Here is a 22,145-nt window from a genome sequence, read left to right on the forward strand (position 1 = left end):
GTCCGCGTGGCAGGGCTACCGGCGGATGGCCCCGTTGATCATCGCGGCGAACGCGACCGCGCCTGCCTGGTTGACGTGGTAGGGCAGCGCGATGTTGTTGGACAACCCGCTCTCGTACCAGGGATTGATCAGGTTGCAGGCGTCGTGTCCCGCCGAGCGCCGGTTGGCGTCGACGAACTGGCCGTCGACCTTGGTGGTGGCCCGCCACAGCGCGCCGTTGGCGCGGTTGAAGACCTCACGCATCCATCGGGCGTCGGGATCGCTCAGGGGGACCAGCGGCCAGCAACCGTGGAATCCGATGAAGCCGCCGAGCCCGACGACGATGATCTGCGCGCGGGGGGCCTTCTTTCGGATGGCCTTCAGTGCCGGGGTGACCCGGTTCTCCATGAGTTCGATGCGCCAGCGGACCTCGTTCTCGAGCCGGCGGTTGTGGCGGCAGCGACGATCGGTGAACGCGGGGGTCTTGCACTGGCCGAGGACGGCGGCCCAGCGCATGTCGTTGCCGCCGATGCTCACGGTGATCAGCTGCGCATCGCGGGGGACCAGATGCACCTGGATCGTCTTCGGGCCACCGTCGGTGTGCTGCGACGCCTGGTACAGATGCGCGGCCTGCGCTCCCGCGCACGACGCGTCGATGAAGCGGCGCGGCAGCGTCGCGGCGGCCACCAAGGTCGGGTAGTTGAACGCGGAGCGCTTGCACCCCGCGAAGTAGCCGGGGGTCGGGGTGAAGAATCCGCCGGAGGCACGTGAGTCGCCCAACGCCACATACGGGCCGCCCGTGTAGCGCACCGGCGCCGATTGGGCGGGTGACGCCGTCGCCACCAGAAGAGCTGTCACGAAGGCGGTGATCAACACCGTCGTCAACACCCGGAACCCGCCCCGAACCATCCGCACCACCGCACACATCGCTTCCACTACCGCCGAGTCGCTCAGGGAATACTAAGGCACGACCGGTCGGGCTGTGAGGCGGATCGGTGCCAGACCGACAGTGCGGGATACGTATCGGAAACCGATACGTATCCCGCACTGTCGCGGCGAGGCCGGCGGCGAGGGAACCCCGGAGACGTCGGCCGCGTCCACTTGTTCATGACGACAGCACCTGAACTGCGGAAACTCGCGCTGGCGCATGACGGCGTGATCACCGTCGGCGAGGCTCGCGACCACGGCCTGGACCGCGCAGCGACAGGTCGACGCGTGAAGTCCGGACAGTGGGTGCGCGAAAGCCATGGCGTCTACCGGCTGGCCGATCACCCGGTGACGGACAAGACCCGCACCCGGTTGGTGGCCCTGTCCGTCTCGTCGCACGCGATCGTGAGCGGTCTGATGGCTGCGTGGTGGCACGGCGTGGTGACCACACGCCCCTCGACCTGCACGGTCACCGTTCCGATGGGTTGGCACGGTTCACCGGTGCGGGGCACGACCGTCATCCGGCGTGAGCTCGACGATGCCGACGTCGTGGTCCGGAGGGGCCTTCGGGTCACGGCTCTGCCGCTGACCGTCCTCGAAGGCGCCGTCGAAGGAAAGATGGATGTCCTGGACAGGGCGCTGCAGCGTAAGAAGGTGACTGTCGACAAGCTGGTGGACGCCTACCAGCGTCGACGCGGATGCAGAGGTGCGCCGGAGATGGCGAAGATGCTTGTCGTGGTCGGTTCGGGTGCGAGGTCTGCAGCCGAACGTCTCACGGTGGACCTGTTCGACGAATACGCGATCGTGGGCTGGATCGCGAATCATCCGGTGGGCAGCTATGAGGTGGACTTCGCCTTCGTGCAGGAGAAGGTCGCGGTGGAGATCGACGGCATGGCGTATCACACCGACGCAGACGTCTTCCAGAACGACAGGAAGCGTCGCAACGCACTCATCGTCGCGGGGTGGACTGTTCTCAACTTCACCTGGGCCGACCTGGTCGAGCGGCCGGGATACGTTGCCGCGCAGGTCAATCACGCGCTCAAGCCGCGCACAGAGTGAGGGATGCGTATCGGATAACGATACTCATCCCTCACTCTGTGAACCGGGTGACGGCTTACAGGCCCAGATCCTTGGCGATGATCGTCTTCATGACCTCGCTGGTGCCGCCGTAGATCCGGGTGACGCGGGTGTCGGCGTAGAGCCGCGCGATCGGGTACTCCAGGACATAGCCGTAACCGCCGTGGAGCTGCAGGCATTTGTCGATGACCTTGCCCGCGGTCTCGGTGGCGAACAACTTGGCGCGCGCGGCATCCGGGACGCTCAGCTCGCCCTCGTTGTGCAGTTCGAGCGCGCGGTCGACGAACGTGCGGATCGCCTCGACGTCGGCGGAGCACTCGGCCAGTGAGAACTTGGTGTTCTGGAAGGCGGCCACCGGCTTGCCGAAGACGGTCCGTTCCTTGGTGTAGGCGATGGCGTGCTGGACGGCCGCGGCGGCGGTGGCCGACGCCCCGATCGCAATGGTGAGGCGTTCCTGGGCGAGGTTGTGGCTCAGGTATGTGAAGCCGGCACCCTCCTCGCCGAGGAGGTCCTCGACGGGCACCTTGACCGAGCTGAACGACAGCTCCGCGGTGTCGGAGGCCTTCAGCCCGATCTTGTCGATCTTGCGGCCCACGGTGAAGCCCTCGGACTTGGTGTCGACCACCAGGATCGACAGTCCCGCACGACGATTCGCGGTATCGAAGGGTGTGGTGCGGGCGACCACGAGGATGCGGTCGGCCAGGGCGCCGCCGGTGATGAAGGTCTTGGCGCCGTCGAGCACGTAATGCGAGCCGTCCTCGGACAGCTTCGCCGTGGTGGCGATGTTCGCGAGGTCCGAGCCGGTGCCGGGTTCGGTCATCGCGATCGCGAACATGAGGTCGCCGGAACAGAATCCGGGGATCCAGCGCTCCTTCTGCTCCTGCGTCGCGTACTCCATCAGGTACGGGAGGATCAGGTTGGAGTGCACCGAGTAGCTGCCGAAGGTGACGCCCGCCGCGGAGGTCTCCTCGGCGATCACCATCGAGTAGGTGAAGTCGCAGACGCCGCCGCCGCCGAACTCCTCGGGTGCCTCGATGCCCAGGACGCCGAGTTCGCCGAGGCGGTTGTAGAACTCGCGCGGGGGATGGCCCTGCTCCTCCCAGTCGTGGTAGACGGGCTCGACCTCTTTGGCGATGAAGTCCCGGATGGTCTTCCGGAAGGCCTCATGATCCTCGGTGAAAATGCGACGCTGCATGTGTGTTTCCTAAAGATGTTGGAAGCGGGAAGGATTGAAGGAGTTCAGACTACTTCTCGCGGTACTCGCGTAGGAGTCCCTTGGAGATGATCTGTTTCTGAATCTCGCTGGTGCCCTCGCCGATGAGGAGGAACGGCGCGTCGCGCATGAGTCGCTCGATTTCGAATTCCTTGGAATAGCCGTAGCCGCCGTGGATTCGGAAGCTGGCCTGGGTGACCTCCGCGCAGTATTCGCTGCACAGGTACTTGGCCATCCCGGCCGCGACGTCGTTGCGCTCCCCGGAGTCCTTGAGGCGGGCGGCGTTGACCATCATCAGGTGGGCGGCCTCGACCTTGGTGGCCATCTCGGCCAGTGAGAAGGCGATCGCCTGATGCTCGGCGATCGGCTTGCCGAACGTCGAGCGCTGCTGGGCGTACTTCACGCCGAGTTCGAAGGCGCGCTGGGCGATTCCGCAGGCACGTGCGGACACGTTGACGCGGCCGACCTCGACTCCGTCCATCATGTGGCCGAAGCCGCGGCCCGGTTCGCCGCCGAGGATGTCGGTGGCCTCGGCGCGGTAACCGTCGAAGATCAGCTCGGTGGTGTCGATGCCCTTGTAACCCATCTTGTCCAGCTTGCGCGGGATGGTCAGGCCGGGCAGCACCTCGCCGAATCCGGCCGGTTTCTCCACCAGGAACGTCGTCAGGTTCTTGTGCGGCTTGTCGTGACCTTCCTCGGTGCGGACCAGCGCCGCGACGAGGGTGGAGCTGCCCCCGTTGGTCAGCCACATCTTCTGGCCGTTGATGACATATCCGCCGTCTCCGTCCCGCTTGGCGGTGGTCTTGATCGCCGCGACGTCGGAACCCAGCTCGGGCTCGGACATCGAGAACGCGCCGCGCACCTCTCCGGTCGCCATCCGCGGCAGGAAACGCTGCTTCTGCTCGTCGGTGCCGTGCTGGCGAACCATGTAAGCGACGATGAAGTGGGTGTTGATGACACCGGAGACGCTCATCCAGCCGCGGGCCAGTTCCTCGACGCACAGCGCGTAGGTCAGGAGAGATTCGCCCAGGCCGCCGTATTCCTCGGGGATCATCAGCCCGAACAGACCCATCTCGCTCATCCCGTCGACGATCGCCTGCGGGTATTCGTCGGCGTGCTCGAGTTCCTGCGCATTGGGGATGATCTGCTTGTCGACGAACGACCGGACGTTGGCCAGGATCTCCGTCTGGATCTCGGTGAGTCCCAGGGTCTGCGCGAGGCGGGTCATGGTGGTGAGTTCTCTCCGGAGGTCGTCGGCGGTGCGGATCGCACCGGGTGGCGGATGCTGCGTGGGACAGAGGAGTGGTCCCCGAGTCTCAGCATGCACGCAGAGGAGGCAGGGGAGTAGACGGTGTTGCGCTAACGGTCCGATAGCGCGAGCCAATGAGACCGAGCCAACGAAGCGGAGCCATGAGACGGTGGCGATACACCTAACCCTCCGATAGGGCCGGCCAATGGTGCGTGCTCGCGGAGGGCCTCGGCACATGGGCAATCGCAGTCGGTCCGTTCGTCGCGTACTGGTTCCTCACGCCGGCCGTCGCAGGCCTCCTCTGGTGCGTCGTGATCCAGTCGTACTTCGAAAAGGGCCTGGGTGTTCCTCCTGCGTCTGCGGCTGCACGCGGCCACGATCGAGGGTGCATCTTCGTAGGTCTCACCTGTGGAACGTCACGACCCCGACGTCCCATAGGCAGGGCCTCATCGTCTGTGAGCGGGAATCTACTTGTCTGCCAGGTCCCTTCGTGGTCGGCTCGATGCGACGGGCGATTCCTCCGCACCGACGTCATCCGTGCCGCGGTGCGCACCGGCCTGAGCTCGCCCCCACAACTTCATCCCGGCACCATTCGCCATCCCGGGCACCTGCCCCGACATCTAGGAGACCTCATGCGTGATGCAGTGATCGTCGACGCGGTCCGCGCACCGATCGGACGTCGCCGCGGCGCACTCTCCGGAATCCATCCGGCCGACCTGTCCGCGCACGTCCTCGAGGCTCTCGTGGAGCGGACCGGCATCGACCCGGCCATCGTCGACGACGTCGTCTGGGGTTGCGTCAGCCAGGCCTCCGAGCAGGCCGGCAACATCGCGCGTACCGCGGTGCTCGCGGCCGGCTGGCCGGAGAGCGTGCCCGGCACCACCGTCACCCGGGCCTGCGGGTCGAGCCAGCAGGCGGTCAGCATGGCGGCCGCCGCGGTGATCGCGGGCCAGCAGGACGTCGTCATCGCCGGCGGTGTCGAGTCGATGAGCCGCGTCCCGATGGGTTCGGCCGCACCCAACGGCGAGAGTCAGCCGCCGACGGTCCTCGACCGCTATGGCGTGGACAAGTTCAGCCAGGGCATCGGCGCGGAGATGATCGCGTCGAAGTGGACTCTCGATCGCACGCGCCTCGACGAGTACGCACTGCGCTCCCACGAGCTCGCCGCGGCCGCTGCCGACCGCGGCGCCTTCGACGGTCAGCTGGCCCCGATCCCCGGTGTACTCGAAGGTGACGAGGGTATCCGCCGTGGCGGCACCCTCGAGTCGCTGGCCAAGCTCAAGCCCGCCTTCAGCGAGGACGGCGTGATCCATGCCGGCAACTCGTCGCAGATCTCCGACGGATCGGGTGCGCTGCTGATCATGTCGTCGGAGACCGCGAAGTCGCACGGGCTGACCCCCATCGCGCGTATCCACACCGCCGTCGTCGCCGCCGACGACCCGGTGATCATGCTGACCGGCCCGATTCCGTCAACCGCCAAGGCACTCAAACGTTCCGGCCTGTCGATCGACGACATCGGGGCGTTCGAGATCAACGAGGCGTTCGCGCCGGTGCCGCTGGCGTGGCAGGCCGAGACCGGTGCCGACCTCGAGCGCCTGAACCCGCTCGGCGGGGCGATCGCCGTCGGTCATCCGCTCGGCGGGTCGGGGGCGATCCTGATGACCCGCCTCGTCCACCACATGCGCGACAACAAGATCCGCTACGGGCTCCAGTCGATGTGCGAGGCGGGCGGCATGGCCAACACCACCATCCTCGAACTCCTCTGATCAGCCGCTCACCCCAGGCGAAAGGCACGTCACCACAATGGAACTCAAGGGACTCTCGGTCGCCGTCACCGGCGGCGCATCCGGCCTCGGGCTGGCCACGGCCAAACGCGTCATCGACGCCGGCGGCCTGGTCACCCTCATCGACCTGCCGACCTCCGATGGTCAGGCCGTCGCCGAAGGACTCGGTGACGCAGCCACTTTCGCGGCCGCCGACATCACCGACGCCGAGCAGTTCGCCACCGCTCTCGACGTCGCCGACGAGCGGGGTGGCCTCCGCGGCCTCGTGCACTGCGCCGGCGCGGGCCGCCGCATGCGCATCCTCGACAAGGAGGGCAAGGCCGGTTCGGCCGAGGACTTCGAGTTCGTCATCAAGCTCAACCTGGTCGGGTCCTTCCTCGCGCTGTCGCTGGGCGCCGAGCGCATCGCCCGCGTCGAACCCGTCGACGGCGAGCGCGGTGCGATCATCCTGACCGCGTCGGTCGCGGCCTTCGAAGGTCAGATCGGTCAGATCAACTACTCGGCGTCCAAGGCCGGCATCGTCGGCATGACCCTGGTCGCCGCGCGCGACCTGGCCAGCAAACTGATCCGCGTGAACACCATCGCGCCGGGCACCATGGACACCCCGCTGCTGGCCCGTCTGCGCGAGGACGTGCGCGCCTCCCTCGCGGCGAGCATCCCCAACCCGTCACGTCTGGGCCGACCCGACGAGTTCGGCCGGCTGGCCGCGAACATCCTGGAGAACGCCTACCTCAACGGGGAGACGATCCGTCTCGACGGCGCCATCCGGATGGCGCCGCGCTGACCGATCGTGCGTCGCGCGAGAAAGTCGCATCCCCACAACGTATTTCGAGAGGAGTCGCCGCGGTGATCGCCCCGGCGCCCACCCACTCAGCTATCGAGTGACCCACCCCGTCGTCGGGGCCGCCGTCGTCGGCCCGATCGGGGCCGTTTCAGCGACGCGGATCGATCAGGATCTTCGCGTGACGTTCGGGGTCGCCGAGATCGTTGAATGCCTGTGCCACACCGTCGAGACCGACCGTCGCGGTGTGCAGCGGTGACGGGTCGACCTTGCCGGAGGCGATCATGCCCAGGGTCTGGCTGAACTCGGCCGGGTCGTAGCCGAACACGAACCGGAGGTCGATCTCTTTGCTGAGGGCGACGGCCGGTCGGAACTTGTCGACTTCGGTGCACATCCCCACCACTGCCACCAGCGTGCGAAGCGGTGCGTCGGCGACGATGTGATCGATGATGCCCGGGACGCCCGCGCATTCGAATACCACTGGGCCGCTGGGGGAGCGGCCGAGTCGCTCGGCTCCGAAGAAGATCTTCTCCAGCGAGGCGAATGGAATCCGGCGCACGGCTCTGGTCATCGTGAGCGCGAACGCGAGGAGTTCAGGCGTCGAGTTGACCGGATCCTTGAGTGTGAGGGCGTCCCAGGGTGATCGGACCCTGGGGTCGACGACCACATCGGCACCGCACCGCGCGGCCAGTTCGCGCCGGCCGGGCGACGGATCGGAGGCGATGACCGTCGTGACGCCGGTGGCTTTCAGCATCAGGATCACGGCCAAGCCGATGGGTCCACACCCGATGACAACGGCTGGGCGCTTCTTGCTGATCCCGGATCGACGTACTGCATGCCGCGCGACGGTGAGCGGCTCGGTGAACGCCGCCTTGTCCGGGGAGACCCCGTCGGGAACCGGGAATGTCAGAGCCTCCTCGACCAGTGTGTATTCGGCATAGCCGCCTGCTGCGTGAATGTCGAACCCGGTCAGATGCATTCCGGCTTCGGTGTGCAGGATGGGCAGTGCCGTAACCGTCGTACCCGCAGGCCATCGGCCACGCGTCTGCGGACCGTACGACACCACCTCGCCGATAAACTCATGGCCGAGAACTACCTGTTGCTCCGGACGAATCGCGGTCGTGTAACCCGACTCGAGCATCAGCGCATTCAGCTCGGCGGCGTCCTTGGTGGCGTGCAGATCCGACCCACAGATCCCGGTCCGCAGCACTTTGATCAGTATCTGACCCGCCCCTGGTTCGGGTCGGTCCACCTCCTGAACCGTGAGCTCGCCCTGTGTGCAGACAACGGCCTTCATCGAGTAGGTCTCCTATGCGTCGATGGAAATTGTGCCCTGTGCGCGAGAGACGCACAGGATCATGTGGTCGTCGCGTTCGCGGTCGGTCAGGACGTGGTCGCGGTGCTCCACCTGGCCGTCCAGCAACCGGACCTTGCACGTTCCACAGAACCCCTGTTGACAGGAGTAGGCCTGTCCTGGCTTCGTCCGCCGGATGGCCGTCAGTGCGGACTCGTCGGACTCGACGTGTACCTCCATGCCGGTGCTCGCGAGCCGGACGGTGAACTTCTCTCCGCCGACAACCGTTGGTGGACTGAATCGTTCGTAGTGCAGGGTGTCGATCTGCGGGTCCGGGATCTGTGCGCGGATGGCGTCGACCATCGGCGTCGGCCCGCATGTGTAGAGCGCGGCACCCGGGGGTGCGAGATCGATGATCCTCGCGGCGTCGGGCGTACCGTACTCGTCGTCGGGCCAGATGTGGAGGTCGTGGTCTCCCACGATCTGACTGATCTCGTCGAGAAAGGGCATCGATGCGCGGTCGCGGCCGGTGTAGATGAGGACATACGGGTCGCCTCGCCGAGCCACATCGCGGAGCATGGGCAGGATGGGCGTGATCCCGATGCCGCCGGCGACGAAGACGTACCCGCGCGGGGAATCGATGAAGGGGAATGCGTTCCGCGGTCCCTTCAACGTCAGTTCCTGTCCGGGCTCGAGGGTGTGGACCTCCGCAGATCCTCCGCCGCCGCCGCGGTTTTCGTCGATCCGGCGGACCGCGATCCGATAGGTGCGCAGGTCGGCGGGGTCGCTGGTGAGGCTGTACTGGCGGATCCGGCCGCTGGGCAGCACCACGTCGACGTGAGCGCCCGGGTCCCACGCCGGAAACATCTGCCCGTCGGTTCGGGTGAACGACAGCGTCCGGACATCGCCGGTCTCGTCGCGGGCAGAGCGGATCCGCACACGTAGGTCACGATCGACGGCGCGCACCGGTGGACGGCCACCCGCCGAACGTGCTGCGGCGCGGGTCCACCAGGTGCCGGTCACCGTTTCGAAGAGTCGGAAGACGAATGCGTCCGGGATGTCGGTCCCCGGTGTGTAGCGAACGCCGCGAGTGCGCGGCCGACTCCGATTCGACTGGTGTGCAGTATCTCTCATGGTGCTTGGTTGATCGCCAGAGCGTCCGCCCGCATGGCGGCCGGCGACTTCGCCAGGTACGCGACGGCTTGTGATGTCGAGCCCTCCTGGGACGGGTGGTAGGTCGGCAGCAGATACTTCCACGAGGCTTTCGCGAAGGTGCCGAGTCCGGGGACGACATGACGGGCCTCGGCCCAGATGAGCTTGACGATTCTGGCGCGGGGCCGTGTGGCATCGGCCGCGATGGTGGGATCGTTGGCCATCAGGAACTTGACGCCGCGCCACCACAGCGAGAACAGCAGCACGCCTCCCACGGCGTAGGTCCGGACCCGGCGCCAGTACCTTCCGTCGATGTGCTTGTAGACGTCGTAGGCGACCGTGCGATGTTCGACTTCCTCGGCCCCATGCCATCGGAGCAAGTCCAGCATCGTCTCGTTCGACTCGAGTTCATCGAGCTTGGGAGAATTGAGACTCCAATTCCCCAGTACCGCAGTGAGATGTTCGACTCCGGCGACCATCGCGGCACGCTCGATCAGCCATTCCTCACGGGCTTTGCCCTCGAGGTCGCGATCTCCGAGTACCTTGCGGAACATGGCCTCGATCTCCGCGACGTAGGGCCGGACGTCGAGGCCGTTGGCTGTGTAGTAGTCCTGCACCCCCTGATGGGAGGCTGCGTGGACGCCTTCCTGGCCGATGAACCCGACGACGTCCTCGTGGAGCTGGTCGTCCCGGATCATCGGCAGGATCTCGCTGAACACCTGCACGAACCAGCGCTCACCCTCTGGGAGCAAGAGATTGAGGACGTTGATGTAGTGCGAGGCGAAGTGCTCACCCGGAATCCACTCGAACGGCAGATCCGTCCAGTCGAAGTGCACGTTGCGGGCGTGAAGTGCGACCTTTCGGGGGTCGCTGCGACGCTGGGGTGTCATTGTCATGCGCGGTCTCCGTCCTGGTGCTGCTCTCCGGTGCTGGTGAATTCGGTGGTGCTGATGAACCCGGTGGTGCTGATGAACTCGGTGACGAGGCCGACGATCAGGGCGGGGTTCTGTTCCACCACCCAGTGATTGCCGGGTATTTCGTGCGTGCGCAGGGTGTCGGTGAATGGCTTCGGCGCCTCGAGCCCGAGCGGAACGGTCACGTGGGCGTCGTCCCTCGGGGCGATGACCTGTACCGGGCACACCGCGCGGGCGGGGCGTGGTGAGAGCAGACGGCGAAAGTTGGCGCGGTAGAGCTCGATACCGTTGATCGCGTCGCGACGGGACCGGCGTCCGGCCGGCGGCTGCACGTCGGCGGGCACGCCGATGCTCTCGGATCTGGCGACCAGCTTCTCGACGACACCGCGCCTCACGAGCATCTCGGGGAGGAACGGCAACTGAAATGCGAAGATGTACCAGGAATCGGCGAGCTGACGAACCAAGTTGCCCGGGTGGCGGCGCCCACGGCGTATCCAGGCGCCGGCCATGTCGAGGCTCGGTCCGGAGATGGACGTGAACGAGGCGAGTGTGTCGACGAAAGCCGGATCGGTTGCCGCAGACCAACCTTGGATCGAGCCCCAATCGTGCGCGATCAGATGGACCGGCGCGTCCGGGCTGGTGAGGGAGATGACGGCGGCCAGGTCGTCACGCAGTTGGGGCATCGCGTAGCCGGCCCGAACGGTGGGCTGCCCGGATGCTCCGGTACCACGTACATCGTAGGTGACGACGTGGAAGTCGCCGGCCGCCAAAGCGATTGCCGGTTCCCAGACCCTGTGGTCGTCCGGAAAGCCGTGGACGAACAGTGCGGTGGGTCGATCGCTGTCGCCGTACTCGTAGATCGCCAGCTTGACCCCGTCGGTGGCATCGGCGAATCGTGTCGGATCACCCGGCCGGGCAGCATTGTTGGCGATGAGTGTCGGGGATTCATGCGGCGGCGATGAGTTCATCACTGGACCGTCTCCTTCATATGTCAGGTGGCGTCGTTCGTGGGGGCGTCGTTCGTGGGGGCAGTGTTCGTGAGGGCAGCGTTCGTGAGGGCACCGTCAGGCGAGGTGGCCGATGTGAAATGGAGCTCCGGATCGTCGATCGGGTCCTGGCCGAGAACGATCCGGTCGCGGTTGAAGTCCTACGCCTGCAGATCGGAGTCCGAGCGAATTCCGGGGTAGCGGAACAGATCCCACGTACCGCCGATCGAGTCTCGCGCATCGACGATCGCAAAGCTCCGGCCCGGTCGCGATCGCTTGAGGTTGTATCCCATTCCGATCCCGGCCAGGCCGGCGCCGACGACCAGAACATCGACGTGATCGAATCCGACGCCCGGAGCGGGCGCGGGGTCTGTAGGCATGAAAGCTCCTGTGATTGCATTCCGTGTGACGTTGCCTACAAGAGTCGCAAGCCTGCGTCGACAAAACTTGCCCTCACGCGACATAGAGTTGTCATTTGGCGACATCGGTCGGTTCGGTGATCGCGGGTGGAAGGGCGCGTGGCCCACCTGTCTAGAAGATCGGATCCTCGGGGCGGCTGCCACGGCGCTGTTTCAGCAGAGTGCGCGGCGGCTGGCCGTACCAGCGGCGGCAGGCACGGGTGAAGCTGCTCTGTTCGGCATAGCCCAGGGCAACGGCGATCTGCGAAGCCTGCAAGCCCGTTGCCGCGAGCTCCCAGGCCGTCGCCCGTCGAACATCGTCGAGGATCTTCTCGAAAGTGGTGCCCTCGGCCGCGAGTTCGCGTTGCAGGGTGCGCTCGTGCAGCGATACCGCCCGGGCCACTTGGGAGAGACCGGCCTCTCCGACCAGAAGCAGGCGCCGCGTCACGTCCCTGACATGCTCGGCCCGTGCCACCCCGGAATGGACCCTGGACAGATACTCCTGGGCGAGTGTGAGTGCGGCTTCGTCGCGATCCTCGATGGGACGGGTGAGATGTGCCGGCGACAGGTGGATGGTGTTCTGACTCTGTCCGAACTCGGCCGGGCAGGCGAACACGTCGAAGTAGGACTCCAGTGGTGCGAGCCGTTCGTGCTGAAAGGTGACCTTCATCGGCCCGACGCTGTCGCCCATCATGACATTGATGGCGTTCATTGCCAGAGCCTGATTCTTCTCCACCATCTGGCGCCGGTCGAAGTCGTTGTGGAGGATCGTCGAGTACGAGTAGACCGCCGATCCGGGCGACGTGGACAGCATCGCGGTGTCGGCTGGTGCGAGGTTCCCCAGGAAGCGGCAGAAGTTCGTGATCGCTTCGCCCACTGTCGCGGCGTTGCGCAGGATGACGCTGAGCGGTCCCAACGATGCGATGCTCTGCATGCCGCCAAGGCGCAATCCGAAGTCCGGACAGTCGAATTCGCGAGCTGCGTGCCCGAGTACGGCGGCCGCGTCCTCGTAGCGGATGTACCGGTCGAAGTCACCGGTTACCAGCGGGTCGATGCCATGGGCCCGAAGGAGGGTGTCGGCATCACCGCCGAGCTCGGTGATGAGCTCATCTGCACGGGAGATCAGCGAGCCCCGCGTCAAGACGGCCATGACATCAGTGTGGAGTCATTGTCGTCCGAAGACAACTTCTTGACCGACGCCCGACGCCCGACGCATGCGGATCAGCGCGCGGCGCGCTTGACCAGGTTCCGTCCGATGATGAGCCGCTGGATCTCGCTGGTGCCCTCGTACAGGCGCAGCAGCCGGACCTCGCGGTAGATGCGCTCGACCGGGACGTCGCGCATGTAGCCGCTTCCGCCGTGGATCTGCACGGCGAGGTCGGCGACCTTGCCGACCATCTCCGTGCAGAACAGTTTGGCCGCCGAGGGGGCGATGCGGCGGTCGGTGCCCTCGACCCAGGCGCGGGCGGCGTCGCGCACCAGGGCGCGGCCGGCCATCACACCGGTCTGCTGATCGGCCAGCATGGCCTGGACCAGCTGGAACTCGCCGATCGGACTGCCGCCCTGGGTGGCGGTGGCCGCCCAGGCGATCGACTCGTCGAGTGCGCGCTGCGCGGTACCGACCGACAGCGCGGCGATGTGCACGCGCCCACGGGCGAGAGTCATCATCGCGGCTTTGTAGCCGACGTCTTCGCTGCCACCGACGAGTGCTGCGGCGGGCACGCGCACGCCGTCGAAGTGCACATCCGCCGTCCACGCACCTTCCTGGCCCATCTTGCGGTCTTTGGCGCCGACGGTGAGGCCCGCGGAGTCGGCGGGGACGAGGAACACCGCGATGCCGGTGCCGTCGGCGTCGGCCGGGCGGGTGCGGGCGAACACGACGAAGAGATCGGCCAGCGGTGCGTTGGTGATGAAACGCTTCTCCCCGGTGATGACCCAGTCGTCGCCGTCGCGGACGGCCTTGGTCCGCAGGCCTGCGGGGTCGGAACCGGCGCCGGGCTCGGTGAGCGCGAACGATGCGACGACCTCGCCGGAGGCGATCTTCTCCAGCCAGGCGGATTTCTGCTCGTCGGTGCCGAAGTTGACGAGCACCTGTCCGGCGATGCCGTTGTTGGTGCCGAACATCGAACGCAGGGCGAGGGAGGTGTAGCCCAGCTCCATGGCGAGCTCGGCATCCTGCGTCAGATCGAGGCCGAGGCCGCCCCACTCCTGTGGGATCGCGTAGCCGAAAAGACCCATGTCCTTGGCGGTTTGGCGGATGTCCTCAGGGATCGCGTCGGTGTCGAGGATCTCCTGCTCGCGGGGGACCACGACCTCGCGGACGAATTCTCGCGTGGCGGCGAGAATGTCGGCGAAGTCCTCCGCACTCACCTGCGACGAGGTTGGGGTCTCTGGTTGCGTCACTCCGGTCATGTGGTCACTCTTGCGCGTTGGGCGTGAGCGGTCCAATACGAAAGCGGGATCACTGCGATAGCCGTTGCGTATGAACCGCGTGGGTGAAACGCGGCCGATCCTCGGTAGATTGCTGGCAGTCGTCGAATGTGGTGTCGGAGTTCGATCCGCCCGCACGCCACACCACGCTCACATCGAAGTTCTCGGAAGGACCGAAACATGTCACCCAGCACCACCCCGCAGCCGCTGCTCGAGGGCCGGACCGCCGTTGTGACCGGCGGCGCCCAGGGCATCGGCTTCGAGATCGCCCGCTCCTTCGTGGAGGCCGGCGCACGGGTGGTCCTCGGTGACCTCAACATCGACGCCGCACAGGCCGCGGCCGAGAAGCTCGGCGGCGCCGGCGTCGCCCGGGCCGTGAAATGCAACGTCGTCGACGGCGCGGATGTCGACACGCTACTCGCCGAGGCCGTCGACGGTTTCGGTTCGCTCGATGTGCTCGTGAACAATGCCGGGATCACCCGCGACGCCACCATGCGCACGATGACCGAAGAGGATTTCGACCTGGTGATCTCGGTGCACCTCAAGGGCACCTGGAACGGCACCCGTAAAGCCGCGGCGATCATGCGTGAACAGAAGTCGGGCGCGATCGTCAACATCTCGTCGCTGTCGGGCAAGGTGGGCATGGTCGGGCAGACCAACTACTCCGCCGCCAAGGCAGGCATCGTCGGCATGACCAAGGCCGCGGCCAAGGAGATGGCCCACCACGGTGTGCGCGTCAACGCCATCCAGCCCGGCCTGATCCGGTCGGCGATGACCGAGGCCATGCCGCAGAAGGCCTGGGATCAGAAGATGGCCGAGATCCCGATGCGCCGCGCAGGTGAGGTGGGTGAGGTCGCCAGTGTCGCCCTGTTCCTGGCCTCGGACATGTCCTCGTACATGACCGGCACCGTCCTCGAGGTGACCGGCGGCCGCTTCATGTGAGAGTGGTTCTCCTCCAACTCTTTTCTCTTCCCCGAACCCGAAAGGTCCCCCATGCGCGACGTCGTCATCTGTGAGCCGGTACGTACCCCGATCGGCCGTTACGGCGGGATGTTCAAGAGCCTCACCGCCGTCGATCTCGGCGTGACCGCGCTCAAGGGGCTGATCGAGCGCACCGGCCTGGACCCGGAGAAGGTCGAGGACGTGATCCTCGGTCACTGCAACGGCAACAGCGAGGCGCCGGCGCTCGGCCGTGTCGTCGCACTCGACGCCGGACTCCCGATCACGGTGGGCGGCATGCACATCGACCGTCGTTGCGGTTCGGGACTGCAGGCCGTCATCCAGGCCGCGTACCAGGTGTCCGCGGGCGACAACGACCTGGTGATCGCCGGCGGTGCCGAGTCGATGAGCAACGCGTCGTTCTACTCCGTGGACATGCGGTGGGGTGGTGCACGTACCGGGATCGCCATGCACGACAGCCTGGTTCGCGCTCGCTCGACCGCCGGCGGCAAACACTACCCGGTGCCCGGCGGCATGATCGAGACCGCCGAGAACCTCCGCAAGGAGTACGAGATCTCCCGCGAGGAACAGGACGAGCTAGCCGTCGCCTCGCACGAGCGTGCCGTCCGTGCGCAGAAGGACGGCGTACTGGCCGAGGAGATCGTCCCGGTGACGGTGCCCAGCCGCAAGGGCGATGAGATCATCGACACCGACGAGCATCCGCGCCCGGACGTGTCGCTGGAGTCACTGGCCAAGCTGAGGCCGATCATGGGCAAGGCCGACCCCGAGGCCACCGTCACCGCGGGTAACGCCAGCGGCCAGAACGACGCCGCGTCGATGGCGATCGTCACCACCACCGAGGTCGCCGAGAAGCTGGGCCTGCGTCCGCTCGTGAAGCTCGTGTCCTGGGGGCTGGCGGGCGTCCCGCCGCGCACCATGGGTATCGGCCCGGTGCCGGCCACCGAGAAGGCGCTGGCCAAGGCGGGTCTGACCCTGGCCGACATCGACCTCATCGAGCTCAACGAGGCGTTCGCCGCGCAGGCGCTCGCCGTCACCCGTGAGTGGGGCTTCGGGCGATTCGCCGCAGGTGGCGACTTCGACCGCACCAACGTGCACGGCTCCGGCATCTCGCTGGGTCACCCCGTCGGCGCGACCGGCGGACGCATGCTGGCCTCGCTCGCCCGCGAATTGCAGCGCCGCGAGGGACGTTACGGCCTCGAGACGATGTGCATAGGCGGTGGCCAGGGTCTCGCCGCGGTCTTCGAACGCGTCAGCTGACCTCGGTACGCGCCCTCGCTCCGCTCGGTCGACGCTACTCGGTCGGCGGGTGGGGGCGCCGTCTTTCTGCTGGTTGAGTAGGCGAGGAGCTTGCGACGAGCCGTATCGAAACCACTAACCCACTTGAGCCCGAACCAGTTCGACGAAGGCCTGGCCGACCGGCGACAGCGATGCCGGGTCAAAGGCGATCGCGAAGGGCCGCACCACGTTGGGCTCGATCTCGCGGATGACCACGGGGTCGTCGGCCGACTCGGCCACCGACCGCTCCAGCAGGGTCGCGCCGATGCCGGCGACCACCATCGGGAGGCGTTCTTCGCGGTGTTCGGACAGCACCGCCAGCGGAGGCCGCACACCCCCGACCCGGATCGCCTCTTCGAACTCGTCGGCCACCGAGTATCCCCGTGGGACGAACACCATCGGGAACGTCGGCAGGTTTCCCAGCGGGATCGGGCCGTCGGGGACGTCGGCGTCCGGCGGAAACACCAGCACGTGCTCGTGTTGTCCCATGATGATCACCTCGAGGTCATCGCCGGCTATCGGGAGATGGGCAACGGCGAACTCGCAATGACCGTCCTCGATCATCGACGCGGCGCGTGTCTCGTCGCGTAACTCGCCGAAACGCACGGTGACCCGCGGATATTCGGCACGGAACTGCGCGACGAGGTCGACGAGCGGTCCCACCGCTGTCGCCGGGAAGGCGAGGATGTCGAGGCGGCCGGTGAGTTCGTCCTCCGACGCGGTCAGGAGGTCGTCGACGGCACCGACATCGCGGATGATCTGGCGGGCCGGACCCACCATCGTGCGGCCCGCCGCCGACATCACCATCCCGCGCCCGATGCGATGGAACAATTGCACCCCGAGTTCCCGTTCCAGCGCCCGAAGAGCTTGGGACACAGTCGGTTGCGCGACGCCGAGGGCCGACGCGGCGCCACCGATGCCTTGGTTCTCGACGACCGCGAGGAAGTATTCTATCTGCCTCAATTCCATTGCGGTTTTACCAATCCCGCACTTCGGTCGGTTCGGGGGCGACCCCGGAGTGGACCTTTGCCGCGGAGATGAAGGCCAGAGCCGCAGGGGACGGCAACCCGGATCGCACCACCAGGCCCCAGGGGCGGGTGAGGGGCGGGTCGAGGGCGAGGTGACGGGCGCCGGGTAACTGGTGGCATGCGACCGTGCGCGGCAGAACCGTTGCGCCGGTGCCCTTCTTGACGAGACTCCAGACCGCAGAGGGGAGCGGGCAGTCGACCACGACGTTGCCCGCGGCGTCGTCGATGAGGTCGGCGAACAGGGTGCCCGTGTACTGATTGCTGTGGTCGATGACCAGTGGCATCGCTCGAATGGCGGCGCGCGGCACGGTGTCGGGCATCCCGTCGGCCAGCTCTGGTGGTGCGGCGACGACGAGTTCCTGCTCGGTCATCGGGATGGCGGTGAACGTCGCATGTTCGGCCGAGGAATCGAGGACACCGATCTCGGCTTCGCCGGATCGCAGGGAGGCGAGCACCCCCGACGGCCCCTCGGCGGCGACCACGCGCACCGCGAGCTTCGGGAAGCGTTGCCGGAACAACCGGACGATGTTCACGATCGGGTCGATGCTGAATGCCGCATAGGTCACGATGTCCACCCGACCGGCCTGCAACTCTCGGACCGCGTCGACCTTCACCTTCGCGCGCTCGACGTCGGCGAGGATGCGGCGGGCCGCGACGTCGAGTTTGCGTCCGGCGTCGGTGAGTTCGAGACGACGACCCGTGCGATCGAACAGTGTCACGCCCAGGCGTTTCTCGAGCGTGCGGATCGCCTGGGACAGCGACGGCTGCGAGATGTAGAGCGACTGGGCGGCCTTCGTGATCCCACCGTGGTCGACGACCGCCACGAAGTAGGTCACCAGGTGCAGGTCCACCACGCCCATCCTAGTGAGCCCGTCGGTGGGCTATTTGCCGGTCCATCGCGGCGGCCGCTTCTCGGCGAACGCGCGGGCGCCTTCCTTGGCGTCGTCCGAGGTGAACACCGGGGTCAGGTACTCCCACTGCTTCTTGATCAGGTCGGCGTCGGTGTAGTTGATGGCCATCGAGGTGACCTGCTTGGTGGCGCGGACCGCGAGCGGACCGTTGGCGGCGACCACCGCGGCGAGTTCGCGCGCACCGGCGAGGGCACCGCCCGGCTCGGTGATCCGGTTGACCAGGCCGAAGTGGTGGGCGCGTTCGGCGGTCAGCGGGTCGCCGGTCAGGGCCAGTTCCATCGCCAGCTGGTACGGCAGGATCTTGGGCAGGCGGAGCAGTCCGCCCGCGGCCGCGGCGAGTCCGCGCTTGACCTCGGGGATACCGAACTTGGCGTTGCTGGCGGCGACCACGAGGTCGGCGGACAGGGCGAGTTCGCATCCGCCTGCCAGCGCCCAGCCCTCGATGGCGGCGATGAGCGGCTTGCTCGGCGGGGCCTCGGTGAGTCCACCGAATCCGCGGCCTTCGAGCGAGACCTTCTCGCCGCGGGAGAACGCCTTGAGGTCCATCCCGGCGCAGAAGGTTCCGCCGGCGCCGGTCAGGATGCCGATGGTGAGGTCATCACGGGACTCGAGCTCGTCGATCGCGGCGGCGATGCCCTCCGAGACCTCGAGGTTCACCGCATTCTTCGCCTCGGGACGGTTGATGGTGATGACGGCGACACCGTCGGCGAACTCGGTGAGTACGGCGCTCATGGGGCGATTCTTCTCTCTGTGTGGGATGGATCTCCGGTACTGGCGATACGGTGCTCGGACATGGTGGCGAGGGACCAGCGGATCGGTTCGATCGTGCGGAGGTCGGTGGCCTGGGCCACGTCCGCCGACGGCGTGGTCGAGGACAGGATGCCCCGTTCGCGCAGGACGACGAGGTGGGCGTCGGTCTCCCGCAATGCAAGACGGCTCAGCGTGAGATCGAGGTCCTCGAACGGGCGCGACCAGGTCACCGACCTGGTGATGTCCCATGCGGTGCTGTCCGGATGTGCGGCAACGGTTTCGGTGATCTCCGTCAGCCGATCCTCGTGATGGTTGATCAGTCCGGTCACCCTGTTGCCGAGACCGCGGAACCGGTATTCGTGCGCCGGCAACGCCTCGTGGTCGCGCATCTTCTCGGTGTTGGCCAGGGAGAGGAGATAGTCGGCCAACGGGCTGATCGGCTGCATCGGGCTCGTGGAGATGTTGGGGCTGATACGCGGCAGCAGGTGATCGCCGGTGAAGATGATCCCCGCGGTGTCGTCGGCGAAGCAGAGGTGGCCCGCGGTGTGGCCGGGTGTCCAGATGGCGCGGAGGTCCCAGCCGGGGATGTCCAGCGGTGCGTCGCCGGTCAGCTCGTGGTCGACGGTCCGGCCGTCGGGCATCCGGATGAAGCCGACGAGTCCCTCCTCGGCGACGTCTGACGGTGCACCCAGCTGGGTGAGCTCCGCGCGTGCCTGGGCGAGCTGCCGTTCCACCTCGGCGTCGCTGTGGTGGCGGAGCCACCGGGCGTCGTCGCGGTGCATCCGCAACTGCGCGTCGACGTGTTCGAGGAGTCGCGGGACGAGGCCGAAGTGGTCGGGATGGAGGTGGGTCACGCTGACCGAGGCGATGTCGGTGATGTCGTGGCCGGTGCTGCGGATGCCTGCGACGAGGGCGTCCCAGGACTCGTCCGACGGCCAGCCGGCATCGATCAGCGCGAGACCGCCGTCGGGAAGCGCGAGCGCGTAGACGAGGACATAGCGGAGCGGGTTGGGTCCCATCGGCACCGGGATCGACCACAGCCCGGGCCGAACCTCCTCGACGGGCGGCAACACCTTGTCGGCCCAGGCCTGCTTCTGCCGCACACCGGTCACCTCGATCACCGTCATCGAAAGGCCTCCCTGTCGGCATGCGTCGAATACACGGCATCACCGCGAAAACGTGTGATGCTCCGACAGTCATCGGATCATGAGACGACGATCACGCTCAACCTGGGTGCGGCTTCCACACCGTGAGGGACTACCTATGTGCCGAGGTCGGCGGCCCGCGCGTGAACTATGTCACTTCCGTGGGGCAGCGGGGCGCGGTGTCGCCGAGTGCAGTTCAGTGGTCTGTCTCGGCGTCGACGCCCGTCGGCGTGACATGTCGCGCGATGCCTATCCGGTCCAGGAATCCGGTGTCGTGGGAGACGACGAGCAGAGCGCCGGACCAGCTGTCGAGCGCGTCGACGAGTTGCGTGACGGTGTCGAGGTCGAGATTGTTCGTCGGTTCGTCGAGGATCAGCAGCTTGGGCGTCGGGTCGCCGAGCAGCGCGTCGGCGAGTGCCACCCGCAGGCGCTCTCCGCCGGAGAGCTCGCCGAGTGCCCGGTCGGCGCGCGCTCCGCGGAACAGGAACCGTGCCAGGTGGGCGCGCACATCCTGAGTACCGATGTCGGGATGTGCCCGGGTGACATGGTCGGCGATCGACGCCGTCGGGTCGTCGAAGACGATCTGTTGTGGCACATACGCATACGGGACGACGATGCCGCCGCGGGCGACGAGATCGGCGATGAGCGTGGACTTCCCGGAACCGTTGAGCCCGACCAGCGCGACCCGCTCCGGGCCGTCGATGCGCAGCCGCTCGTCGGTGATGACCTGGGTGCGCGGGGGCACCTCGGCGGCGGGGACGGCGATCCGGGCGGTGCGGTCGTCACGGATGTCCTCCTGTGCCTCCTCGAGGCGCGTTGCGGCAGCAGCCACCTCACCGCGATGTGCGTTGCGCAGTTTGCCTGCTGAGACCTGTGCCTCACCGCGCCGGTTGTGCGCGACGATCTTCGGTACCCGTTTCTCGCGTTCGGCGGTGGCGGCGGTGCGGGCTCGGCGGTCGAGTTTGATATGCGCCTCGGTCAGTTCTCGGCGCTGCTTGCGCAGATCTCCGGCCGCAGTCGCGACGGCCGAGGCGGCCGCCTCCTGTTCGGCGTCCACGATCTCGCGATAGTGGGAGTACGGGCCTCCGAAGAGTCGGACCCGGCCCCGATACAACTCGATCGTCGCGCCGACGCGCTCGAGGAGCTCGAGGTCGTGGCTGACCACGACAACCGTGCCCGAAAAAGTATCGATGGCTCGGAAAAGCCGTGCGCGTGAGTCGGTGTCGAGATTGTTGGTCGGCTCGTCGAGCAGCAGGACGGCGGGTTGCCCGATCAGCGCCGCGACGATCGACAGCAGGGTCGCCTCGCCGCCGGACATCTCGCCGACCCGCCGGTCGAGGTCGGGTGGCAGACCCATCTGGGCGAGCAGTCCCAGGGCACGTTCGTCGACATCCCAGTCCTCGCCGACGAGATCGAAGTCGCTCGCCCGGACCGACCCGTCTTCGATACGCCGGAGAGCGTTGCGTATCCCGTCGATGCCCAGCGCGGCGGCCACGGTCGACGCGGGATCGGATTGCGGGTCCTGCGGCACCAACCCGACAACATCGGTCCGGGCGCCGCCTCCGCTGACGCTGATGCTTCCCGTTGTGGGCCGGAGTTGCTGCGCGATGAGCGCCAGCAGCGTCGATTTGCCCGCGCCGTTGGCGCCGATGAGGGCGTAGGTCTCGGCGCCGAGTGTGAGGCCGAGATGTTCGAAGACGACGGTCCCGTCGGGCCAGGTGAACGAGACGCCGGACAGCACGATGGAAGAGGGCATGAGCGCTCCAGAAGTGGGTCGGGGTGCACCGACGGGGTGTCGGTGGTGTCCGCCGGCGGTACGCCGACGGGCCGGGGCCACTTCAGTTCTTCATCGCGGCAGATCACTCCTGGGTTGCGTGCACGGTGTTGCTCAC

19 protein-coding genes and 1 pseudogene are annotated in these 22,145 nt (G+C 67.0%); 5 read left to right on the forward strand and 15 right to left on the reverse strand.

Features of this window, described 5'->3' with window-relative positions:
- Nucleotides 1-15 precede the first annotated feature (15 nt).
- Nucleotides 16-888, reverse strand: a complete 873-nt coding sequence (locus tag H1R19_RS07325) for an SGNH/GDSL hydrolase family protein (RefSeq protein ID WP_244970963.1) — start codon at nt 886-888, stop codon at nt 16-18.
- A 198-nt stretch (nt 889-1,086) separates the two neighbouring features.
- Here H1R19_RS07325 and H1R19_RS07330 point away from each other — a divergent pair, with 198 nt between their 5' ends.
- Nucleotides 1,087-1,965: a DUF559 domain-containing protein gene (locus H1R19_RS07330; protein WP_188329924.1), complete on the forward strand. Its 879-nt coding sequence runs from the start codon at nt 1,087-1,089 to the stop codon at nt 1,963-1,965.
- A 55-nt stretch (nt 1,966-2,020) separates the two neighbouring features.
- Here H1R19_RS07330 and H1R19_RS07335 read toward each other — a convergent pair whose 3' ends face one another.
- Together H1R19_RS07335 and H1R19_RS07340 are read right to left on the reverse strand one after the other, a co-directional pair.
- The gene (locus tag H1R19_RS07335; RefSeq protein WP_188329923.1) at nt 2,021-3,178 is read right to left on the reverse strand and encodes an acyl-CoA dehydrogenase family protein; all 1,158 of its coding nucleotides are present in this window, start codon (nt 3,176-3,178) and stop codon (nt 2,021-2,023) included.
- 49 nt (nt 3,179-3,227) lie between these two features.
- Nucleotides 3,228-4,424 carry an acyl-CoA dehydrogenase family protein gene (locus tag H1R19_RS07340; protein ID WP_188329922.1) on the reverse strand — a complete coding sequence of 399 codons (1,197 nt, stop codon included), beginning with the start codon at nt 4,422-4,424 and terminating at the stop codon, nt 3,228-3,230.
- Nucleotides 4,425-5,077: 653 nt separating this feature from the next.
- Between H1R19_RS07340 and H1R19_RS07345 the strand changes: the two genes are divergently transcribed.
- Together H1R19_RS07345 and H1R19_RS07350 are read left to right on the forward strand one after the other, a co-directional pair.
- Nucleotides 5,078-6,211, forward strand: a complete 1,134-nt coding sequence (locus H1R19_RS07345) for a thiolase family protein (protein WP_188329921.1) — start codon at nt 5,078-5,080, stop codon at nt 6,209-6,211.
- A gap of 37 nt (nt 6,212-6,248) precedes the next feature.
- Nucleotides 6,249-7,013 carry an SDR family NAD(P)-dependent oxidoreductase gene (locus H1R19_RS07350; protein WP_188329920.1) on the forward strand — a complete coding sequence of 255 codons (765 nt, stop codon included), beginning with the start codon at nt 6,249-6,251 and terminating at the stop codon, nt 7,011-7,013.
- 148 nt (nt 7,014-7,161) lie between these two features.
- Here the strand turns inward: H1R19_RS07350 and H1R19_RS07355 are convergent, their stop codons facing one another.
- From H1R19_RS07355 to H1R19_RS07385, 7 genes and pseudogenes are all read right to left on the reverse strand, one after another.
- Nucleotides 7,162-8,307, reverse strand: coding sequence for a zinc-binding dehydrogenase (locus tag H1R19_RS07355; RefSeq protein WP_219851100.1), 1,146 nt, complete (start codon nt 8,305-8,307; stop codon nt 7,162-7,164).
- Between the two features lie 12 nt (nt 8,308-8,319).
- Complete coding sequence (locus H1R19_RS07360) at nt 8,320-9,327, reverse strand: PDR/VanB family oxidoreductase (protein ID WP_244970903.1); 1,008 nt, start codon at nt 9,325-9,327, stop codon at nt 8,320-8,322.
- 107 nt (nt 9,328-9,434) lie between these two features.
- On the reverse strand, nt 9,435-10,352 hold the full coding sequence (locus H1R19_RS07365) for a metal-dependent hydrolase (RefSeq protein WP_219851102.1): 918 nt from the start codon (nt 10,350-10,352) through the stop codon (nt 9,435-9,437).
- Entirely contained in the window at nt 10,349-11,338 is a 990-nt protein-coding gene (locus H1R19_RS07370) for an alpha/beta fold hydrolase (protein WP_219851103.1), read from the reverse strand. Before H1R19_RS07370 ends, H1R19_RS07365 begins: the two co-directional genes overlap by 4 nt.
- Nucleotides 11,339-11,526: 188 nt before the next feature.
- Nucleotides 11,527-11,736: pseudogene (locus H1R19_RS07375) on the reverse strand (NAD(P)-binding protein); the annotation flags it as partial.
- A 151-nt stretch (nt 11,737-11,887) separates the two neighbouring features.
- Entirely contained in the window at nt 11,888-12,904 is a 1,017-nt protein-coding gene (locus tag H1R19_RS07380) for an AraC family transcriptional regulator (protein ID WP_219851104.1), read from the reverse strand.
- A gap of 71 nt (nt 12,905-12,975) precedes the next feature.
- Nucleotides 12,976-14,166 carry an acyl-CoA dehydrogenase family protein gene (locus H1R19_RS07385; protein WP_219851105.1) on the reverse strand — a complete coding sequence of 397 codons (1,191 nt, stop codon included), beginning with the start codon at nt 14,164-14,166 and terminating at the stop codon, nt 12,976-12,978.
- A 198-nt stretch (nt 14,167-14,364) separates the two neighbouring features.
- On the opposite strand from H1R19_RS07385, the gene fabG reads away from it, so the two are divergent.
- Both fabG and H1R19_RS07395 read left to right on the forward strand, forming a co-directional pair.
- A complete protein-coding gene (gene fabG / locus H1R19_RS07390; RefSeq protein ID WP_219851106.1) occupies nt 14,365-15,126 on the forward strand; it encodes a 3-oxoacyl-ACP reductase FabG in 762 nt (253 codons plus the stop codon).
- Nucleotides 15,127-15,177: 51 nt separating this feature from the next.
- On the forward strand, nt 15,178-16,401 hold the full coding sequence (locus tag H1R19_RS07395) for an acetyl-CoA C-acetyltransferase (RefSeq protein WP_188329912.1): 1,224 nt from the start codon (nt 15,178-15,180) through the stop codon (nt 16,399-16,401).
- A 114-nt stretch (nt 16,402-16,515) separates the two neighbouring features.
- Here H1R19_RS07395 and H1R19_RS07400 read toward each other — a convergent pair whose 3' ends face one another.
- The 5 genes from H1R19_RS07400 to H1R19_RS07420 form a co-directional block, all read right to left on the reverse strand.
- Entirely contained in the window at nt 16,516-17,388 is an 873-nt protein-coding gene (locus H1R19_RS07400) for a LysR family transcriptional regulator (protein ID WP_188329911.1), read from the reverse strand.
- Nucleotides 17,389-17,395: 7 nt separating this feature from the next.
- The gene (locus H1R19_RS07405; protein WP_188329910.1) at nt 17,396-18,307 is read right to left on the reverse strand and encodes a LysR family transcriptional regulator; all 912 of its coding nucleotides are present in this window, start codon (nt 18,305-18,307) and stop codon (nt 17,396-17,398) included.
- A gap of 21 nt (nt 18,308-18,328) precedes the next feature.
- Nucleotides 18,329-19,090: a crotonase/enoyl-CoA hydratase family protein gene (locus tag H1R19_RS07410; protein ID WP_219851107.1), complete on the reverse strand. Its 762-nt coding sequence runs from the start codon at nt 19,088-19,090 to the stop codon at nt 18,329-18,331.
- Nucleotides 19,087-20,235 (reverse strand): MBL fold metallo-hydrolase, encoded by a 1,149-nt coding sequence (locus H1R19_RS07415; RefSeq protein ID WP_219851108.1) that lies wholly within the window; start codon nt 20,233-20,235, stop codon nt 19,087-19,089. Before H1R19_RS07415 ends, H1R19_RS07410 begins: the two co-directional genes overlap by 4 nt.
- 214 nt (nt 20,236-20,449) lie before the next feature.
- On the reverse strand, nt 20,450-22,009 hold the full coding sequence (locus H1R19_RS07420) for an ABC-F family ATP-binding cassette domain-containing protein (RefSeq protein WP_219851109.1): 1,560 nt from the start codon (nt 22,007-22,009) through the stop codon (nt 20,450-20,452).
- Nucleotides 22,010-22,145 lie beyond the last annotated feature (136 nt).

The sequence above is a fragment of the Gordonia jinghuaiqii genome, assembly GCF_014041935.1.
GTDB lineage: Bacteria > Actinomycetota > Actinomycetes > Mycobacteriales > Mycobacteriaceae > Gordonia > Gordonia jinghuaiqii.

What these genes read in the sequence shown, in the direction of transcription:
- H1R19_RS07405 (WP_188329910.1), bottom strand. Translation starts at nt 18,307, where the DNA reads ATGGGCGTGGTGGACCTGCACCTGGTGACCTACTTCGTGGCGGTCGTC.
- fabG (WP_219851106.1), top strand. Translation starts at nt 14,365, where the DNA reads ATGTCACCCAGCACCACCCCGCAGCCGCTGCTCGAGGGCCGGACCGCC.
- H1R19_RS07420 (WP_219851109.1), bottom strand. Translation starts at nt 22,009, where the DNA reads ATGCCCTCTTCCATCGTGCTGTCCGGCGTCTCGTTCACCTGGCCCGAC.
- H1R19_RS07380 (WP_219851104.1), bottom strand. Translation starts at nt 12,904, where the DNA reads ATGGCCGTCTTGACGCGGGGCTCGCTGATCTCCCGTGCAGATGAGCTC.
- H1R19_RS07400 (WP_188329911.1), bottom strand. Translation starts at nt 17,388, where the DNA reads ATGGAATTGAGGCAGATAGAATACTTCCTCGCGGTCGTCGAGAACCAA.
- H1R19_RS07330 (WP_188329924.1), top strand. Translation starts at nt 1,087, where the DNA reads ATGACGACAGCACCTGAACTGCGGAAACTCGCGCTGGCGCATGACGGC.
- H1R19_RS07340 (WP_188329922.1), bottom strand. Translation starts at nt 4,424, where the DNA reads ATGACCCGCCTCGCGCAGACCCTGGGACTCACCGAGATCCAGACGGAG.
- H1R19_RS07395 (WP_188329912.1), top strand. Translation starts at nt 15,178, where the DNA reads ATGCGCGACGTCGTCATCTGTGAGCCGGTACGTACCCCGATCGGCCGT.
- H1R19_RS07355 (WP_219851100.1), bottom strand. Translation starts at nt 8,307, where the DNA reads ATGAAGGCCGTTGTCTGCACACAGGGCGAGCTCACGGTTCAGGAGGTG.
- H1R19_RS07350 (WP_188329920.1), top strand. Translation starts at nt 6,249, where the DNA reads ATGGAACTCAAGGGACTCTCGGTCGCCGTCACCGGCGGCGCATCCGGC.
- H1R19_RS07365 (WP_219851102.1), bottom strand. Translation starts at nt 10,352, where the DNA reads ATGACAATGACACCCCAGCGTCGCAGCGACCCCCGAAAGGTCGCACTT.
- H1R19_RS07415 (WP_219851108.1), bottom strand. Translation starts at nt 20,235, where the DNA reads ATGACGGTGATCGAGGTGACCGGTGTGCGGCAGAAGCAGGCCTGGGCC.
- H1R19_RS07370 (WP_219851103.1), bottom strand. Translation starts at nt 11,338, where the DNA reads ATGAACTCATCGCCGCCGCATGAATCCCCGACACTCATCGCCAACAAT.
- H1R19_RS07385 (WP_219851105.1), bottom strand. Translation starts at nt 14,166, where the DNA reads ATGACCGGAGTGACGCAACCAGAGACCCCAACCTCGTCGCAGGTGAGT.
- H1R19_RS07345 (WP_188329921.1), top strand. Translation starts at nt 5,078, where the DNA reads ATGCGTGATGCAGTGATCGTCGACGCGGTCCGCGCACCGATCGGACGT.
- H1R19_RS07335 (WP_188329923.1), bottom strand. Translation starts at nt 3,178, where the DNA reads ATGCAGCGTCGCATTTTCACCGAGGATCATGAGGCCTTCCGGAAGACC.
- H1R19_RS07325 (WP_244970963.1), bottom strand. Translation starts at nt 888, where the DNA reads ATGGTTCGGGGCGGGTTCCGGGTGTTGACGACGGTGTTGATCACCGCC.
- H1R19_RS07410 (WP_219851107.1), bottom strand. Translation starts at nt 19,090, where the DNA reads ATGAGCGCCGTACTCACCGAGTTCGCCGACGGTGTCGCCGTCATCACC.